Origin of the sequence: Amycolatopsis sp. MJM2582 (genome assembly GCF_000754115.1) — a bacterium.
Taxonomy (GTDB): domain Bacteria; phylum Actinomycetota; class Actinomycetes; order Mycobacteriales; family Pseudonocardiaceae; genus Amycolatopsis; species Amycolatopsis japonica.
This window is the reverse complement of the sequence record NZ_JPLW01000006.1, coordinates 125,870-142,748: the sequence shown is the minus strand read 5'-3', so window position 1 is coordinate 142,748 and position 16,879 is coordinate 125,870. Positions and strand designations below refer to the sequence as shown.

Below are 16,879 nucleotides of genomic sequence, written 5' to 3'. Positions count from 1 at the left end.
CACACGTGTCGTCCGTCTGATCACGCGACTCACCGCGGCGAGTCCCCGATGCCATGAAAGGTCCTTTCCTTGCAAAATTTGCAAGGAAAGGACCTTTCATGGCACTCGCGTGAGGGCGGAGCGCTACTTCTCGGCGTCGGGCTTCGGGTCCTCGGTCGCCTTGTCGGCGGCGGAGTCCCGGACGGTGTCCGGAGCCGCGGCGACCTCCGCGTGCGACTCACCGGAGTCGGCCGAGGCGGAAGCGTCCTCGACGGCGTCCTCCCGCGGCACGTCCTTGCTCCACAGCGTTTCCGGCGCTTCCCTCGGCCCCCGCTTGGCGGCCAGGACGAAGTACGCGATCGCCGCGGCGAACAGCAGGATCGAGGTCCACACGTTGACCCGCAGGCCGAGGATGTGGTTCGCGGTGTCGGTCCGCATCATCTCGATCCAGAACCGGCCCGCGGTGTACCCGGCGACGTACAGCGCGAACACGCGGCCGTGGCCGAGGCGGAACTTCTTGTCCGCCCAGATGACCAGCAGCGCGACACCGAGGTTCCAGATCAGCTCGTAGAGGAACGTCGGGTGCACCGGGCTGTCCGGCAGCGGGACGTGCCCGATCGCGATCCCGTTCAGGAAGTCGTCCGGGTTGGTCGGGTTGTAGCGCTGGTAGATCTCCAGTCCCCACGGCAGATCGGTGTGCGCGCCGTAGAGCTCCTGGTTGAAGTAGTTGCCGAGCCGTCCGATCGCCTGCGCGATCACGATCCCCGGCGCGAGCGCGTCCGCCATCGCGGGCAGCGGGATGCCCCGGCGGCGGCAGGCGATCAGCGCGCCGACGGCGCCGAGCGCGATGGCGCCCCAGATCCCGAGGCCGCCGTCCCAGATCTTCAGCGCGTTGAGCGGGTTCTTGCCCTCGCCGAAGTACAGCTGGTTGTCGGTGATGACGTGGTACAACCGGCCGCCGACCAGGCCGAACGGCACCGCGAAGACGGCGACGTCGATGACGGTGCCCTTCGTGCCGCCGCGGTTCACCCAGCGCCGCTCGCCCAGCCAGATCGCCACGATGATGCCGGCGATGATGCAGAGCGCGTAGGCCCGGATCGGGACCGGCCCGATATGCCAGACGCCCTGGTCGGGGCTGGGGATGGTCGCGAGGAACGCTGCCGAGGCGGTATTCACGTCGGCCACCGTAGCGCTTCGTCGACTTCTTGGGGGCGTCAGCCCTCGACGGCGGCCAAATAGCCCGCGATCAGCGCGGACGCGACCTGCCCGATGGCGGCGTCGGGCGGCAGGAACAGTTCGTCGTGCAGGCTCGGCGCGCCCGCGGTGTCGCCGAGGCCGACGAACATCATCAGCCCGCGCGTCATCCCGCAGTAGTGCGCGAAGTCGTCGGCGCCGAACGACCGGAAGTCGGTGTCCACGGCCGCCCCGGTCCGGACGAGCCGCCGGTGCGCGCGCTGGGTGAGCCCGGCGTCGTTGTGCAGCACCGGTTCGCACGGGCTGATCTCCAGCTCCGCCCGGCAGCCGTGCGCCTTGGCGGTGCCGTGGACGACCTCGGCGAGCCCCTCCAGCGCGAGGTCGCGGTCCTCGGCGCGCATCAGCCGCAGCGACCCCGACAGGCGGGCTTCGTTCGGCACGACGTTCGCCGTGGTCCCGGCTTCGATCCGGCCGACCGAGCAGACCGCGCCGAACACCGGGTCGACCCGGCGGCTCGCGAGCTGCTGCAGGCTCACCACGATCTGGCTGAGCGCGAGGATCGGATCCCGCAGCAGATGCGGATACCCGGCGTGCCCGCCCTGGCCGCGGACGACGACTTCGAACTCGTCGGTGGAGGCGTTGACCGGCCCCGGCACCGCCGACACCACGCCCTCCGCGAGCCGGGGCTGGACGTGCGCGCCGATGACCGACTCGACGCCGTACTCGGTGAGCACGCCCGACTCGACGATGTCCAGCGCGCCGGACGGCGACGTCTCCTCACGCGGCTGCAGGAGCGCGAGGAGCGGCCGGGGCACCCCGACCACGGCGGCCGCGCGGACGGTGGCGACGAGCGCGGCCATGTGGACGTCGTGCCCGCACGCGTGCATCAGCGGCGTCTCCGAAGCCCACGGCACGCCGGTGCGCTCGGTGACCGGCAGCGCGTCCAGTTCGGTGCGCAGCGCCACGGCCGGTCCCGGCCGGGTGCCGGGGAGCAGGACGGCGCGTCCGGTCTTGGCGACCCGGACCCCGTCGTCGACGCCCAGCGCCTCGACGACGACCCGCGCGGTGTCCTCCTCGTCCCCCGACGCGCGCGGATCGGCGTGCACGCGGTGCCGCAGCCCGATCGCGGAAGGCAGCTCCGCTTCGACCGCGGCCTCCCACCGGTCCTGCAGTTCGTCCAGCTCCGTCATGTCCCCTCCAGCCCGTACACCCGTTCGGCGTTGCGGTGCCCCACCAGCGCCGCGATCCGATGCGCGTCCACTTCGGACAGTACGTCCGAACCGAGTCCCGCGTACAGGAAGTCGGACAGTCCTTGCCGGAACAGCGCGGTACCGAGGTGGTACAGCTCGGCCAGCCCGAACGCGTCCGTGGAGAACAGCAGCTTCCCGAACGGCACGATCTCCATTGTCTCCGCGATGATCGCGGGCGCACGATGACCGGCGTTGTGCGTCGCGAGTCCCACGTCGACGAACACGTGCTCGAACACCTGCGCCAGATACGCGGCGTTCCGGTGGAAGGGATAGTTGTGCAGCAGCATGATCGGCACCCCGTGCGAGCGGGTGGCCCGCAGCAGCCCGGTGAGCAGCAGCGGATCGCAGCGATGCAGATCGACGTCGGAATCACCGAATCCGACGTGGAACTGGATCGGCAACGCCAGGTCGATCCCGGTCCAGATCAGGAAGCGGTGCAGCACCTCGTCCGCCAGCCGGACCGGTTCGCCCGCCTCAATCCGCGCGAGCCAGCGGCCCGCCGCTTCGGTGACTTCGGCGTCCGTCGGCCGCTCCCCCGCCAGGTCGAGGCCGACCCGGTAGGCGGCGATGGATTTGAACCCGACGGCCGTCGTGGCGCGTTTCGTCAGTTCGCCGGTGAATGCCTCGATGAATCCGGCCGCGGTGGTCGCTCCGATCACCGTTTCGGCGACCTGTTCGAGGCGGACGATGTCCCGCGCCCGGGCGCCGGACAGCGCCGCGAACTGCTCGGTCGTGGTCAGCGTGTCCGGTAGGAAACCGCCGTCGAGCAGGAATTCGGTCGTGCCGGTGGCGCGCAGGAACCGCGCGTTGACCTCCGTGGCGCCCAGTTCGGCGCGGCGGCCCAGATAGACCTCGGCCGGCACGTGCGGCGGCAGGTCGAGCACGGGCGCGCAGCGGGCCCGCACCGCGAGCCCGATCAGCGAATCGAACAGGGTGGTGCCCAATGACGAGACGGTGTCGGCCTCGGTGAGCATCTGCTCGAACTCGATCCGGCCGAGATCGCCGGTGACGACGCCGTGGCAGTGGTGGTCCACCAGCCGCGTCCGGGCCACGAACGGCAGGATCGGGGTTCCCGGCATGAGCGCGTCCCTTCTCGTGATCGACGAGTGCGGCCTCACCCTATGGCCGGATCGGGGCGTGGCAAGGGGCTGGAGAACAGGCCAGGATGAGGAACCATGGTGAACCGGGAAGCACTGACCGCCCGCGCGACCGCCCTCACCGGGGAACTCCGGGCACGGGGTGTCGAGCTCGTGGCGCTGACCTTCGTGGACAACGCCGGGATAGCGCGGGTCAAGGCGGTGCCGCTGCGGAAGCTGCCGTCGGCGGCCGCGTGGGGTGTCGGCGCTTCGAATTCCTTCGATTTCTTCGGTTTCGACGACGTCATCACCGGCGGTGAGCATTCCCTCGGGCCGGTCGGCGACCTACGGCTGCATCCTGACCTCGACGCGCTGACCGTGCTCGCCGGGCAGCCCGGCTGGGCTTGGGCGCCGGTGACGAAACTGGACCAGGAGGGCGAACCGCATCCGCAGGACGGGCGGGCCCTGCTGGCGACAGCGGTGGACCGGCTCGCCGCACGCGGTCGCCGCGCGCGGATGAGTTTCGAGATCGAATGGGTGATCACCAGCGCCGACGCCCCGGACGACGCGAAGTCGGCCACGGCGGGACCGGCCTACGGTTACGCGAGGCTTTCCGAGCGCGCGGACTATCTCCGCGCCCTGGTGTCCACTTTGGACCAACAAGGCGTCGGGGTCGAGCAGATCCATCCCGAGTACGCCGACGGTCAGTTCGAACTGTCCGTCGCCGCCGCCGATCCCGTGCGGGCGGCCGACGTCGCCGTGCTGACGAAGGAGACGATCCGCGCGCTCAGCCACCGGCACGGGCTCAAGGCGTCCTTCACCCCGAAGTTCGCGCCCGCCGGCGTCGGCAACGGCGGACACGTGCATCTGAGCATCTGGGACGGCACACGGAACCTTTTTTCGGGCGGAGAAAGGGTTTTCGGGCTGACACCGATCGCGGAGTCGTTCAGCGCCGGCATCCTGAAACGGCTGCCCGCGCTGCTCGCGATCGGGGCGCCGTCGGTGGTCAGCTATCTGCGGCTGGAGCCGCACCATTGGGCGGGGGTGTACACCGCGTGGGGCCTGGAGAATCGGGAGACGCCGCTGCGGCTGGTGCGCGGCGTCGCCGGGAATCGCGCGTCGGCGGCGAACCTCGAGGTCAAATGTTTCGACCTGACCGCGAATCCGTATCTGCTGGCGGCCGCGCTGCTGTTCGCCGGGATGGCCGGTGTCGACGAGGAAGCATCACTTCCGGATCCGGTGGACGTCGATCCTGGCGTCTTGACGGAAGAAGAGCGCGCCGCCCGCGGGATCGAGCGCCTGCCTCAGCGGCTGGAGGAGGCCGTCGCCGCGTTCGAGGCGGACAAGGACCTGGCGGCCGCGTTCGGCGCGCCGCTGGCGACGACGATCGTGGACGTGCGGCGGGCGGAGATCGAGCGGTTCGCGGACGCGAGCCCGGAGGAGATCACCGAAGCGCAGCGGTGGCGCCACTGAGGCGGGTCACCGGAACAGCTCTGTCCGGTGACCTGGCCGCTCTCTAAAGTGACGCTCGCCCGCCCAGGTCGGGTGGGCTTTGTGCGAACTGGGGAACTCAGCCGATGAAGAAACTGAAAGCCGTCCTCGTCACAGTCCTGCTCGCCCTGACAGCCCTGGTCTCGACCGCCACCGCGGCGAGTGCGGCGGCCGGCAATCCGACGAAGTTCCAGCCCGGGATCCGTGAGGCATGGGTGCATTTCCGGCCCGCCATGGATTCCGCGTATGTCGTGGTCAGCGACGTCAGCCTCAGAGCCCTCTGCTACGTGTCCGCCGCCGACGGGCTCTGGAACCTGGTCTACGACGACCACGCGGTCAAGGTCGGGTACACCTACGCGTCGTACCTCACCGCGCCGTCCGGCCAATGGTGCGGGAACGTCGGCCAGGGAACCGGCGGGGCCAAGGGCGAGACCTGGGTGCACCTCTACCCACAGGCGAACTGGGCTCACGAGGTCATGTACCCGGGCCACGACGTCGCGGCGATCTGCACGCTCGGGTTCCTCACCGACGTGTCCGACGGCAGTAACCGCCGATGGGACCTGTACCTCGACCACGCGAACAACGTCGCCGGATTCACCTGGTACACCAGCTTCTACTCGTCGCCGTCGTCGATCACCGACTGCGGCATCTGATGTAGCGAAGGGGCCCTTCACCGCCTGAGATGCGATGAAGGGCCCCTTCGGCTCACGTCAGATCAAGCGGGGGCGACAGCCTTCCGCACGCCCGCGGCCAGTTCGGCCGAAAGCTCGCGCACCGCGTCGGTGCCGCTCGCCGCGGCCGTCACCAGCGCCGAGCCGACGATGACGCCATCCGCGAAGCCGGCGACCTGCGCCGCCTGCTCGCCGGACCGGACGCCGATCCCGACGCCGATCGGCAGTTCCGTATGCGCGCGGGTCCGCTCGACCAGGTCCTCGGCGTGCACGCCGACCTGGTCGCGAGCACCCGTCACACCCATCACCGCGGTGGCGTACACGAAGCCGGAAGCGGCCGCGACGGTCTTCGCGATCCGCTCCTCCGAGGAGGACGGCGCGACCAGGAAGATCCGGTCCAGACCATGCTGTTCGGAGGCGGCCATCCACTCGTCGGCCTCGTCCGGGATCAGGTCCGGGGTGATCATCCCGAGCCCGCCCGCGGCGGCGAGGTCCCGCGCGAAACGGTCGACGCCGTAGCGGTGCACCGGGTTCCAGTACGTCATCACGACGGCCTTGCCGCCGCGCGACGACACCGACTCGACGACCTCGAACAGGTGCTTGAGCTTGAAGCCGCCGGAGAGCGCGCTCACCGACGCGGCCTGGATGGTCGGGCCGTCCATCACCGGGTCCGAGTAGGGCACGCCCACCTCGACCAGGTCGGCGCCGCCGTCGACCACCGCCGCCAGCAGATCCTTGGACCCGTCGACCGTCGGGAAGCCCGCCGGAAGGTAACCGATCAGCGCGCCGCGCCCCTCGGCCTTCGTCTTCGCGAAGAGGTCGTCCAGCGCGCTCATGCGTTCTCCACCAGGCCGAAGTACTTCGCGGCCGTGTCCATGTCCTTGTCGCCGCGACCGGACAGGTTCACGACGATCAGCCCCTCGGGGCCGAGTTCACGGCCGAGCACCAGCGCACCGGCCAGCGCGTGCGCCGACTCGATCGCCGGGATGATGCCCTCGGTACGCGAAAGCAGCTTGAACGCGTCCATCGCCTCGGCGTCGGTCACCGGCCGGTACTCGGCGCGGCCGCTGTCCTTGAGCCACGCGTGCTCCGGGCCGACACCCGGGTAGTCCAGCCCCGCGGAGATCGAGTGCGATTCGACGGTCTGGCCGTCCTCGTCCTGCAGCAGGTACGTCATCGCGCCGTGCAGGTTGCCCGGGGTGCCCTTGGTCAGCGTGGCGCCGTGGCGGTTGCCCTCGACGCCCTCGCCGCCCGGTTCGAGACCGACCAGGCGCACCGACGTGTCGTCGATGAAGCCGTGGAAGATCCCGATCGCGTTCGATCCGCCGCCGACGCAGGCCGCGACGGCGTCGGGCAGGCGTCCGGCCTGCGCCAGGATCTGGGCGCGGGCCTCCTCGCCGATGATCTTGTGGAAGTTCCGCACCATCATCGGGAACGGGTACGGGCCCGCCGCCGTGCCGAACAGGTAGTGCGTCGTGTCGGCGTTGGTGACCCAGTCGCGCAGCGCCTCGTTGATCGCGTCCTTGAGCGTGCGCGAACCGGTCTTCACCGGTACGACCTCGGCGCCGAGCAGCTTCATGCGGGCGACGTTCAGTGCCTGCCGCTCGGTGTCGACCTCGCCCATGTAGACGACGCATTCCAGGTCCAGCAGCGCACAGGCGGTGGCGGTGGCCACGCCGTGCTGTCCGGCCCCGGTCTCGGCGATGACCCGCTTCTTGCCCATCCGCTTGGTGAGCAACGCCTGGCCGAGCACGTTGTTGATCTTGTGCGAACCGGTGTGGTTCAGATCCTCGCGTTTGAGGAAGATCCGGGCGCCGCCGGCGTGCTCGCCGAAGCGCTTGGCCTCGGTGAGCAGCGACGGACGGCCGGCGTACTCGCGCAGCAGGCGCCGGAACTCGTTGACGAAGTCCGGGTCGGTCCTCGCCTTGTCGTATTCCGCCGCGACCTCGTCGACGACGCCGATCAGGGCCTCGGGCATGAACCGGCCGCCGTAGGGGCCGTAGTAGCCCCGGCCGTCCGGGTCGTGCTCGCCGTGCGGTGTTTCGGTGTACTCCACGCTCATCGAGAAGGCCTCGGGCAAGCGGGGTGCGAACCGGCGGTCACGAGCTTGACCAGGGCGCCCTTCGGGTCTCCCGAAGCGACGAGCCCTTCGCCCACGAGGACGGCGTCGGCGCCGTGACCCGCGTAGGACATCAGGTCGCCCGGGCCGCGGACACCGGACTCGGCGATCTTGAAGACGTCCATCGGCAGGCCGGGGGCCAGCCGCGAGAAGACGTCCCGATCAACCTCGAGGGTGTGCAGGTTGCGGGCGTTGACGCCGATCACCTTCGCGCCGGCTTCGAGCGCCTTGTCGGCCTCTTCGGCGTTGTGGATCTCGACCAGCGCGGTCATCCCGAGGGATTCGACGCGGTCCAGCAACGCGATCAGGGCGTTCTGCTCCAGCGCCGCCACGATCAGCAGGACCATGTCCGCGCCGTGCAGCCGCGCCTCGTGCACCTGGTACGGGCTGACGATGAAGTCCTTGCGCAGCACCGGGATGTCGACCGCCGCGCGGACCGCGTCGAGGTCGGCGAGCGAACCGCCGAACCGCCGCTGCTCGGTCAGCACGCTGATCACCCGGGCGCCGCCGTCGGCGTAGTCCTTCGCCAGCGCGGCCGGATCCGGGATCTCGGCCAGATCGCCCTTGGACGGGCTGCGCCGCTTCACCTCGGCGATGACACCGATACCGGACTCGCGCAGGGCCGCGAGCACGTCACGTGGGGGCGCGACCTGGGTCGCGCGCTTCTTCAGTTCGTCGAACGGCAGAACCGCCTCGCGCTCGGCGAGATCGGCACGGACGCCGGCGACGATGTCTTCGAGCACGCTCACCGGAGTACCTCACCGGCCGTCGTACTCACGGATTCCTTCGCAAGGTCGCTCACAAAAACCTTCCCCTTCCCGCCGAAACGATGCTAACCCCCGCACGGATACGGCCTGGTTCCGGGTATGTCCGTTGCTCCGAATGCCAACCGTGTCATCTTTGCCGGGAAAGATCCCCGAAACCCGCGAATTCCGTCGTCGTCACCGGCCGGCGGTGGGATCTTCGCCTTCGGACAGCGCCTCCCACAGCTCGGTCTCGGGATCCTTCGCGGCCTTCTTCTTCGCCCCCGGCGCCGAGTACTTCGCGCCGAGGCGCGGCATCCGGCCCGCGCCCTTGATGGCTGCCAACCCGCCCGCCGTCACGAGAATTCCCCCGAGGATCGCGAGGCCGCGGGCTCCCAGCATCTGGGCGGCGGGCAGTCCGTCGGCGAACCCGCTGAGCGAGCCCCCCGCCACGCCGATCCACACCGCGGCGAGGCCGGACACGGCGAGTACCACGCCGAGCACCCGGCGTGGCCAGCCGCCGGTGGCGATCAGCCCCGCCGTGCCGGCGAGCGCCAGCAACGCGAGGGGAATCAGCGCAACCGCGCGCTGTGAACCGGTTTCCGTGTACAGCACGGTGCCGCGCACGCCGCCGTCGCGGAACTCCGCGAACCACACGAGCTGCGAGGAACCCCACAACGCGACCGCGCCCAGCAGCAGGCCCACCACGGCGATCCACAGTGGACGCTTGGCCTTCTTCGCCGGGACCTCAGACACGAGTGCGGTCACCCGCCGGGTCGAGCTCGTCCGCCGCGATCATCGTCTGCGCCGCCGCGACGGCGGAAAGCACCGTGCGGGCTTTGTTGAGCGACTCGTTGTCCTCGTAGTCGGCCACCGAGTCCGCGACGACTCCCCCGCCCGCCTGGACGTACGCGGTGCCGTCCTTCATCAGCGCGGTGCGGATCGCGATCGCGGTGTCGGCGTCCCCGGCGAAGTCGAGATAGCCGACGACGCCGCCGTAGAGCGCCCTGCGGGTCGGCTCCAGCTCCTCGATCAGCTGCATCGCGCGGACCTTCGGCGCGCCCGAGAGCGTCCCCGCCGGGAAACAGGCGGTGACGGCGTCGAAAGCCGTCTTGTCGTCGAGGAGTTCCCCGGTGACCGTGGAGACGATGTGCATGACGTGGCTGTAGCGCTCGACGTCGAAGAAGTCGACGACGCGCACGGTGCCCGGCTTGCAGACCTTGCCGAGGTCGTTGCGGCCGAGGTCGACGAGCATGAGGTGCTCGGCGCGCTCCTTCTCGTCCGCGAGCAGGTCCTTGGCCAGCTGCGCGTCTTCCTCCGGATCCGCGCCGCGCCAGCGGGTGCCCGCGATCGGATGCGTGGTCGCGCGGCCGTCCCGCACGGTGACCAGCGACTCCGGGCTGGATCCGACGATGTCGAAACCGTCCAGGCGCAGCAGGTACATGTACGGGCTCGGGTTGGACGTGCGCAGCACGCGGTAGACGTCGAGCGCGTCGGCCTGGGTCTCGATCTCGAAGCGTTGCGACGGCACGATCTGGAACGCTTCGCCCGCCTTGATCGCCTCGACGGCCTTCTCGACCGCCGCGTGGAAGTCCGGCTTGGACCGGCGGCGCGTGAATTCGGGCGCGGGACGGTCGAAGACGGCGGCCGTGGCCGGGGCGGCGACGTGCAGCTGCTTGGTCATCGCGTTCAGGCGGGCGACGGCGTCGTCGTACGCGGCGTCGACGCGCTCGGCCGAGTCGTCCCAGTTGACCGCGTTGGCGATCAGCGTGACGGTGCCCTCGTGGTGGTCGAAGGCGGCCAGATCGGTCGCCAGCAGCATGGTGAGCTCGGGGATGTCGAGGTCACGCTCGGCGAGCTCGGGGAGGCGTTCGAGCCAGCGGACGGCGTCGTAGCCGATGTAGCCGACCATGCCGCCGGTGAGCGGCGGCATCCCGGGCAGCTGTTCGGTGTGGAGCGCGGCGACGGTCTCGCGCAGGACGGTGAGCGGGTCGCCCTCGGTCGGCAGGCCGACCGGCGGGGTGCCGGTCCACACGGCCGCGCCGTCACGCACGGTCAGCGCGGCGGGGCTGTCGACGCCGATGAACGACCATCGGCTCCAGGAAGCGCCGTTCTCCGCCGATTCGAACAGGAACGTCCCCGGCCGGTCGGCGGCGAGCTTGCGGTAGACCCCGATGGGGGTCTCACCGTCGGCGAGCACGCGACGGACAACGGGGATGACGCGACGGCCCTCGGCGAGCGCGCGGAACTCGTCGCGCGAAGGGCTGACCGAGCCGAGCCCCGACGGGCTGGCGTTTGCGGCGCTGACCATGTCGCTCATTGTGCTGCAACGGCCGCACGGGCCGGGACGGGGGGATGAATTCAAAGATTGTTGAATTTCCGGCCGGGTCCGTTCATGATGACGCCATGGCTGGTGAAGACACTACCGTGCGGCGACGGGGACGGCGGCCCGGCGGACAGGACACCCGGACCGCGCTGATCGAAGCGGCGCGCGCGGTGTTCGGCGAGAGCGGTTTCGACGGCGCGACCGTGCGCGCGATCGCGACGCGGGCCGGGGTCGACGCGGCGATGGTGAACCACTGGTTCGGCAGCAAGGAAGGGCTGTTCGCCCAAGCCATCCTGAAGCTCCCCTTCGACCCGCACGAACTGCTCGCGGAACTCCAGAACGGGCCCGACGACGAATTCGGTCAGCGGATCGTCCGCACCTTCCTCACCCGGTGGGACGGCGCGGGCGGCGAGGTGTTCCAGGCGCTCGTCCGCAGCGTCGCCGGACACGAACAGGCCGCGGCCGTGCTGCGCGGTTTCTTCCAGAACTTCTTCACGAAGGTCATCGGCGGACTGGGCTCCGACCGCGTCGAACTGCGGACCACGCTCTGCGCTTCCCAGCTCGTCGGGATGGGGCTGGTGCGCTACGTCGCGAAATTCGAGCCGATGGCTTCGAGCGAGATCGAGCCGCTGGTGACCGCGATCGCGCCGACCGTGCAGCGTTATCTGACCGGCGACATCGACTGACCCGTCGGCCGGCTCAATCCGTGTCCGGTTCGATTTCCTTGACCGGAACCGTGTAGAGCGTGTCCTTCGAGAAGCGCCCGCGCGGGAAGATCACGATCATGTCCGTTTCCTCGCCGCCGATGAAGACGGGCACTTTCTCGAGCCCGTTGAAACGGGGAGCGACCCGCAGCGAGCGTCGCGTCTGGAGCAGCTTGTAGTCGCCTTCGAGATAGACGTCTATTCGAGGGAACAGCCAGCCTGGCCGCACTGTCGCCACGGCCTCGCGCAAACCCGTCTTCTCGGCGGACCGGCGGCGGCTCTTCCAGAGCCAGGCGGCGTACAGACATGCCGGAATACCGTAGAAGGCCACCAAGGAAAGCGGGACCAGCACCTCGAATCGGCGATCGTCCGAAATTATCTGACACGCGACGAAGTAGGCGATCCAGAACGCCGCCCAAGCCGTCGCCCGTTGTTCGAGAAGCGACAATTTCTCGATCAAGGGGCCGGCCACTTCTTCGTGGACCGTCGGCGGATCGAAGCCTTCGGTGAAGTCGTCGTCCGCACTGGAGCGAGGTCGCCCGGCGACCCTTGGACGTCTTCTCGGACGGTCGATCTTCTTTTTCCCTCGCCCCAGTTTCATGCACCGAGGTTAATCGAGAAGAGCCGGTTTTCCGGATAACGAGTCGCGTCTCGCTTCGGGGCAACCCTGAGTGCTCAGCGAGCGTACAAGTTCAGGTCGGGCCGGGAACGCGTACGGGCGGCGGGAAATCCTCCCCCGCGGGAACAGGACGACCATGTTCGCGCCTTCGCCACCGACCCGGACCCGAAGGCCGGGATTCTTCCGGAAACGGCGGCACGAGCGGATCGACCAGCCCACCGAGCGGACCACGGTTTCGGTGCCGTCGTCGAAAGTGAGGTACGTGGCGGGCGGGAGCCGGTTGCCCAGCCCCTCGTAATCCGGCCGTACCGTCGCCCGCGCCGGACGCCATCCGGTGGCCTGGACGGCCCGGTGCCTGGCCCGCCAGCCCGTCGCCGACATCAGCGAGCCCACGAACCCGACGAGACCGAACGCCGTGGGCAGCACGCCCAGCTTGCCGAACCCGTCTTCGCCCGACCCGCCCAGGGTGAGCAGGAGGATCCCGGCGGCGAGGACGGCGGGCCAGATCGGGGCGATCCAGGCGGAGCGAAGACCCAACAGACGCAGTTTCGCGGTCTCACGCTCGGGATCGGTGGCGAGGAGCGCGGCGCCGTCGACCCTCCGGTCGTCGGGCGCGGCTTCGGCGAGCCCGGCATGGATCCGCGCCCGATCTCGCGCGAACAGGGCCACCGAGAGCCCCACGCAGATCAAGGCGATTTCGTCGAAAAAGCCCTCGAAGCCCCAAATCGGATCTTGTCCGAAAGCCTGGACGGCGAGACCGATGGCCCCACCACTCACCGGTATCAAGCTCACCACCGCGGCGACGCGGTAACCCAATCTCCGGCGGAGATGCTTCTCCGCCGGGCCTTCCCCAGTCCCCAGTGACATGGAAAAAGCGTACGCCCGCAAGGGGGGTTCGGGGATGGGACCAAGGTCCCGACGGTGTCAGCCCGCGACCAGCACCGCGATCAGCGCCAGCGTGCCCGGCACCACCTGGACGAAGAAGATCTTCTTGCTCGCCGTCGCCGTCCCGTAGAGCCCCGCCACGATCACGCACGCGAGACCGTAGATCTTGAACTGCCACGCCGTACTGCCGGTCGCGACCAGGCCCCAGATCAGCGCGGCGGCGAGGAAACCGTTGTACAGCCCCTGATTCGCCGCGAGCGCCGAGCTCTCCTTCGCGAACTCCTCGGTGGTGCCGAAGGAGGCGCGAGCGCGCGGGGTGGTCCACAGGAACATCTCGAGCACGACGATGTACAGGTGGATCAGCGCGACGATGCCGACCAGCACGTTGGCGACGACATTCACGGGTTACTCGCTCTCGTCGGCCAGCAGCAGCCGTTCGTCGGTGTCGAAGCAGGTGTGCGTGCCGGTGTGACAGGCCGGGCCGGTCTGGTCGACGCGCAGCAGGACGGTATCGCCGTCGCAGTCGATCCGCACTTCGCGCACGTGCTGGACGTGGCCCGACGTCTCGCCCTTGACCCACAGTTCCTTGCGGCTGCGCGAGTAGTAGGTCCCGCGCCGGGTCGTGAGCGTGCGTTCGAGCGCCTCGTCGTTCATCCACGCCATCATCAGCACGTCCGATGTGGAGTGTTCGACGACGACGGCGGCGATCAGCCCGTCGGCGTTGCGCTTCAAGCGATCCGACAGGGCGGGGTCAAGCGTCATTCGTGGCTCCGAGAAGGTGCCGTTTCACCGGCATCGAGTTGAGCAGGACCGCCGTGTAGATGTACCCGGCGAAGAGGATCCCGGAGACGATCTTCACCCAGAAGAGTTCCGCCGCCAGCATCGACAGCGCGTGCAGCAGCCCGAAGAGGAAGCTGACCGCGAACCCGGCGAACCGCGCGGACGACATCTTCAGCACCAGCCCGGCCACGACGAGACCGCCGAGGACCAGCGACGTCCCCGGCAGCAGGAACGTCCGCGCGGACGAATACGGCGCGAACATGAGGATCCCGGCCATCGCGAGGTACGCGACGGCGAGCCCGAGCAGCAGCGCGCAGACGACCTTGACCTCGGTGGCGGCCTTCCATTTGCCCGCGATCACCGGACCACGACTCCCCCGGCGCGCAGCGCGCCCTTGACCTCGCCGATCTTCAACTGTCCGAAGTGGAACACGCTGGCCGCGAGCACCGCGTCCGCGCCCGCTTCGACGGCGGGCAGGAAATGCTCCAGCGCGCCGGCGCCGCCGCTGGCGATCACCGGGACCCGGACGGCCGCGCGCACCTGGGTGAGGAGTTCGAGGTCGAAGCCGTTCTTCGTGCCGTCGGCGTCCATCGAGTTGAGCAGGATCTCGCCGACGCCGAGTTCCTCGCCGCGCGCGGCCCATTCGACGGCGTCGATCCCGGTGCCGCGGCGGCCGCCGTGAGTGGTCACCTCGAAGCCGGACGGGGTCGGTTCGGTGCCCTCGGGGACCCGGCGCGCGTCCACCGACAGCACGACGCACTGCGCGCCGAACCGGCGGGACGCCTCGCGCAGGAACTCCGGCCGGGCGATGGCGGCGGTGTTGATGCTCACCTTGTCCGCGCCGGTCCGCAGCAGCCGGTTGACGTCGTCGTTCGTGCGCACGCCGCCACCGACGGTGAGCGGGATGAACACCTGCTCCGCGGTCCGGCGGACCACGTCGAAGGTGGTCTCGCGGTCCCCGGAGGAGGCCGTGACGTCGAGGAACGTGAGCTCGTCCGCGCCCTCGGCGTCATACAGGCGGGCGAGTTCGACGGGGTCGCCGGCGTCGCGCAGGTCGGCGAAGTTGACGCCCTTCACCACACGGCCCGCGTCGACGTCGAGACACGGGATGACCCTGACTGCGACTGACATGGGGACAAGCGTAGTCAAGGGCGTTCTAAGCTCGCGGAATGGCACAGGCGGGGCGGCGGCCGGGGCAGACCGAGACGCGGGAGGTGATCCTCGACGCGGCACGGCGCAGGTTCGCCGAACAGGGCTACGACGGGGCGACCGTCCGCGGCATCGCGGCCGACGCCGGGGTCAACGCCGCGCTGCTGCACCATTTCTTCGGCACCAAGCAACGGCTCTTCGCCCTGTCGATGAACCTGCCGGTCGACCCGGGCGAGCTGGTCCCCCGGATCCTCGATGGCCCCGAGGACGAGATCGGCGAACGCCTCGTCCGCGCGTTCCTCGGCCTCTGGCAAGCTCCCGAAGGCCGCGCGCCGTTCCTGGCGATGATCCGGTCCGCGACCACCAACGAGCAGGTCGCGACCATGATGCGGCAGTTCCTGGAACGGGCGGTGCTGGCGCGGGTCGCCGAAGCGCGCGGCGTGCCGAAGGTCCGGGTGGCCGGGATCGCCGCGCAGATGATCGGGTTCGCGCTGCTGCGCTACGTCATCGGGCTCCCGCCGCTGGCCGCCGCCTCGGAGGACGAGATCGTCGCGATGCTGGCGCCGGTCGCGCAGTACTACCTGACCCCCGACGTTCACCGGCCGGACACTCCGCGCGGCTAGCTTCCCGAGGATGCGCATCGCTGCTCTCCTCCCCCTCCCCCTGCTGGCGGCCTCGCTGCTCGCCGCCGTGCCCGCCGAAGCGGGCCAGAACCCTTCACCCGTGGCGCAGACCAGGGCCTACGTCGACGACAAGGGCGCGGACCCCGCGAACGCCGACGCCGACGACCCGGCGATCTGGGTCCACCCGAAGAATCCTTCGGCCAGCGTCGTACTCGGCACGCTCAAGGAAGGCGGGCTGGCCGCGTTCGATCTGAAGGCGCGGCAGTTGCAGCATCTCGCCGTTCCCGAGGGCGGCCGGTTCAACAACGTCGACGTCGTCGGCGATCTCGCCGTGGTGAGCGACCGCGGCCGGGACCGCGTGCGCGTCTACCGGATCGACCCGGCCGGAGCCGCGGCCGGCTCGCGGGTGCTGCGTGACGTCACGGATCCTTCCGCCCCACCGGTCTTCTCCGCGTCGGAGTCCGAAGTGGACGAACAGCGGACCGCGTACGGGCTCACCGCCGGACGTGATCCGCGCACCGGCGCGCGCTGGGTCGCGGTGACCCGGCGGCACGAGACCCGCGTGGCGCTCTTGCGACTTGTCGACAAAGCGGACGGCACCGTCGGCACGGCGCCGATCGGCACGATCGACCTGCCGTCGGAGTTCCGGCTGCCGAACGGGAAGACGTGGTCGCCCTGCAGCGAACCGGACGAGCGGCCGCAGCTGGAAGGTTCGGTCCTCGACACCGCGAACCGCGTGCTCTACACCGCGCAGGAGGACGTCGGGATCTGGCGGATCCCGGTGCACGGCGCCGGTTTCGGCCGTCCGGAGCTGATCGACAAGGTGCGGTCGTTCGGGGTTCCGCAGCGGTTCGACGAGGCGACCGAGGAATGCGTCGCCGACGGCCCCGACCCCGGCTTCGGCGGCAAGTGGCTGACGGCGGACGCCGAGGGGCTGGCGCTGGCCGACGGCAAGCTGCTCGCGTCGAGCCAGGGCGACTCGCGGTTCGTGGTCTACGACCGTGACGGCACCCCGCGGCGCGATTTCCGGGTCGTCGCCGGACGTGGGACCGACTCGGTCGAGCACTCCGACGGCGCCGCGATCACCACCAGGCCGCTGGGGCCGCTGTTCCCGCACGGTCTGCTGGTGGTGCACGACGGCGAACGCCGCCCGGCCGCCACCGACCCCTCCGGTGAGGAGCTCGCGACCACCGGATTCGCCTTCGTCCGGCTGGAGACCGCCGTGCGGTGATCACGTTCACCGAGAAAGTTCCGTTCCCGATGCATCAGC

At 69.8% G+C, this 16,879-nt stretch carries 19 protein-coding genes; 5 read left to right on the top strand and 14 right to left on the bottom strand.

Features of this window, described 5'->3' with window-relative positions:
• Positions 1–123: 123 nt before the first annotated feature.
• The 3 genes from lgt to ED92_RS31915 are packed head-to-tail and all read right to left on the bottom strand — an operon-like array spanning position 124 to position 3,502.
• Complete coding sequence (gene lgt, locus ED92_RS31925) at positions 124–1,164, bottom strand: prolipoprotein diacylglyceryl transferase (protein WP_037344882.1); 1,041 nt, start codon at positions 1,162–1,164, stop codon at positions 124–126.
• Positions 1,165–1,193: 29 nt separating this feature from the next.
• On the bottom strand, positions 1,194–2,363 hold the full coding sequence (locus ED92_RS31920) for a M20 family metallopeptidase (RefSeq protein WP_037344881.1): 1,170 nt from the start codon (positions 2,361–2,363) through the stop codon (positions 1,194–1,196).
• On the bottom strand, positions 2,360–3,502 hold the full coding sequence (locus tag ED92_RS31915) for an amidohydrolase family protein (RefSeq protein WP_037344879.1): 1,143 nt from the start codon (positions 3,500–3,502) through the stop codon (positions 2,360–2,362). The genes ED92_RS31920 and ED92_RS31915 overlap by 4 nt, the downstream gene beginning before the upstream one ends.
• Before the next feature lie 96 nt (positions 3,503–3,598).
• Between ED92_RS31915 and ED92_RS31910 the strand changes: the two genes are divergently transcribed.
• Together ED92_RS31910 and ED92_RS31905 are read left to right on the top strand one after the other, a co-directional pair.
• On the top strand, positions 3,599–4,972 hold the full coding sequence (locus ED92_RS31910; protein WP_037344878.1) for a glutamine synthetase family protein: 1,374 nt from the start codon (positions 3,599–3,601) through the stop codon (positions 4,970–4,972).
• Positions 4,973–5,076: 104 nt separating this feature from the next.
• Entirely contained in the window at positions 5,077–5,643 is a 567-nt protein-coding gene (locus ED92_RS31905; RefSeq protein ID WP_037344877.1) for a hypothetical protein, read from the top strand.
• 62 nt (positions 5,644–5,705) lie between these two features.
• On the opposite strand, the gene trpA is transcribed toward ED92_RS31905, so the two are convergent.
• The 5 genes from trpA to ED92_RS31880 form a co-directional block, all read right to left on the bottom strand.
• On the bottom strand, positions 5,706–6,497 hold the full coding sequence (gene trpA, locus ED92_RS31900; RefSeq protein ID WP_037344876.1) for a tryptophan synthase subunit alpha: 792 nt from the start codon (positions 6,495–6,497) through the stop codon (positions 5,706–5,708).
• Positions 6,494–7,723 carry a tryptophan synthase subunit beta gene (gene trpB / locus ED92_RS31895; protein WP_052120980.1) on the bottom strand — a complete coding sequence of 410 codons (1,230 nt, stop codon included), beginning with the start codon at positions 7,721–7,723 and terminating at the stop codon, positions 6,494–6,496. Before trpB ends, trpA begins: the two co-directional genes overlap by 4 nt.
• Complete coding sequence (gene trpC, locus ED92_RS31890) at positions 7,720–8,529, bottom strand: indole-3-glycerol phosphate synthase TrpC (RefSeq protein WP_020630310.1); 810 nt, start codon at positions 8,527–8,529, stop codon at positions 7,720–7,722. Before trpC ends, trpB begins: the two co-directional genes overlap by 4 nt.
• Before the next feature lie 192 nt (positions 8,530–8,721).
• Positions 8,722–9,279: a Trp biosynthesis-associated membrane protein gene (locus ED92_RS31885; protein WP_081975990.1), complete on the bottom strand. Its 558-nt coding sequence runs from the start codon at positions 9,277–9,279 to the stop codon at positions 8,722–8,724.
• Positions 9,272–10,834, bottom strand: a complete 1,563-nt coding sequence (locus ED92_RS31880) for an anthranilate synthase component I (protein WP_037344874.1) — start codon at positions 10,832–10,834, stop codon at positions 9,272–9,274. Before ED92_RS31880 ends, ED92_RS31885 begins: the two co-directional genes overlap by 8 nt.
• 95 nt (positions 10,835–10,929) lie before the next feature.
• Between ED92_RS31880 and ED92_RS31875 the strand changes: the two genes are divergently transcribed.
• Positions 10,930–11,535 (top strand): TetR family transcriptional regulator, encoded by a 606-nt coding sequence (locus ED92_RS31875; RefSeq protein ID WP_037344873.1) that lies wholly within the window; start codon positions 10,930–10,932, stop codon positions 11,533–11,535.
• A gap of 13 nt (positions 11,536–11,548) precedes the next feature.
• Here ED92_RS31875 and ED92_RS31870 read toward each other — a convergent pair whose 3' ends face one another.
• The 6 genes from ED92_RS31870 to hisF are packed head-to-tail and all read right to left on the bottom strand — an operon-like array spanning position 11,549 to position 14,968.
• Positions 11,549–12,154, bottom strand: a complete 606-nt coding sequence (locus tag ED92_RS31870; RefSeq protein WP_037344872.1) for a hypothetical protein — start codon at positions 12,152–12,154, stop codon at positions 11,549–11,551.
• A gap of 9 nt (positions 12,155–12,163) precedes the next feature.
• Complete coding sequence (locus ED92_RS41475; protein WP_152611066.1) at positions 12,164–13,039, bottom strand: hypothetical protein; 876 nt, start codon at positions 13,037–13,039, stop codon at positions 12,164–12,166.
• A 57-nt stretch (positions 13,040–13,096) separates the two neighbouring features.
• A complete protein-coding gene (locus ED92_RS31860; RefSeq protein ID WP_037344871.1) occupies positions 13,097–13,459 on the bottom strand; it encodes a DUF1304 domain-containing protein in 363 nt (120 codons plus the stop codon).
• 3 nt (positions 13,460–13,462) lie between these two features.
• A complete protein-coding gene (gene hisI, locus ED92_RS31855) occupies positions 13,463–13,819 on the bottom strand; it encodes a phosphoribosyl-AMP cyclohydrolase (RefSeq protein ID WP_016335961.1) in 357 nt (118 codons plus the stop codon).
• Positions 13,809–14,198, bottom strand: a complete 390-nt coding sequence (locus ED92_RS31850) for a hypothetical protein (RefSeq protein WP_037344870.1) — start codon at positions 14,196–14,198, stop codon at positions 13,809–13,811. Before ED92_RS31850 ends, hisI begins: the two co-directional genes overlap by 11 nt.
• Entirely contained in the window at positions 14,195–14,968 is a 774-nt protein-coding gene (hisF, locus tag ED92_RS31845; RefSeq protein WP_026466775.1) for an imidazole glycerol phosphate synthase subunit HisF, read from the bottom strand. The genes ED92_RS31850 and hisF overlap by 4 nt, the downstream gene beginning before the upstream one ends.
• Positions 14,969–15,006: 38 nt before the next feature.
• On the opposite strand from hisF, the gene ED92_RS31840 reads away from it, so the two are divergent.
• Together ED92_RS31840 and ED92_RS31835 are read left to right on the top strand one after the other, a co-directional pair.
• Positions 15,007–15,609: a TetR family transcriptional regulator gene (locus ED92_RS31840; protein WP_037344868.1), complete on the top strand. Its 603-nt coding sequence runs from the start codon at positions 15,007–15,009 to the stop codon at positions 15,607–15,609.
• A gap of 10 nt (positions 15,610–15,619) precedes the next feature.
• Positions 15,620–16,840 (top strand): phytase, encoded by a 1,221-nt coding sequence (locus ED92_RS31835; RefSeq protein WP_037344866.1) that lies wholly within the window; start codon positions 15,620–15,622, stop codon positions 16,838–16,840.
• The last annotated feature ends 39 nt before the right edge of the window (positions 16,841–16,879 follow it).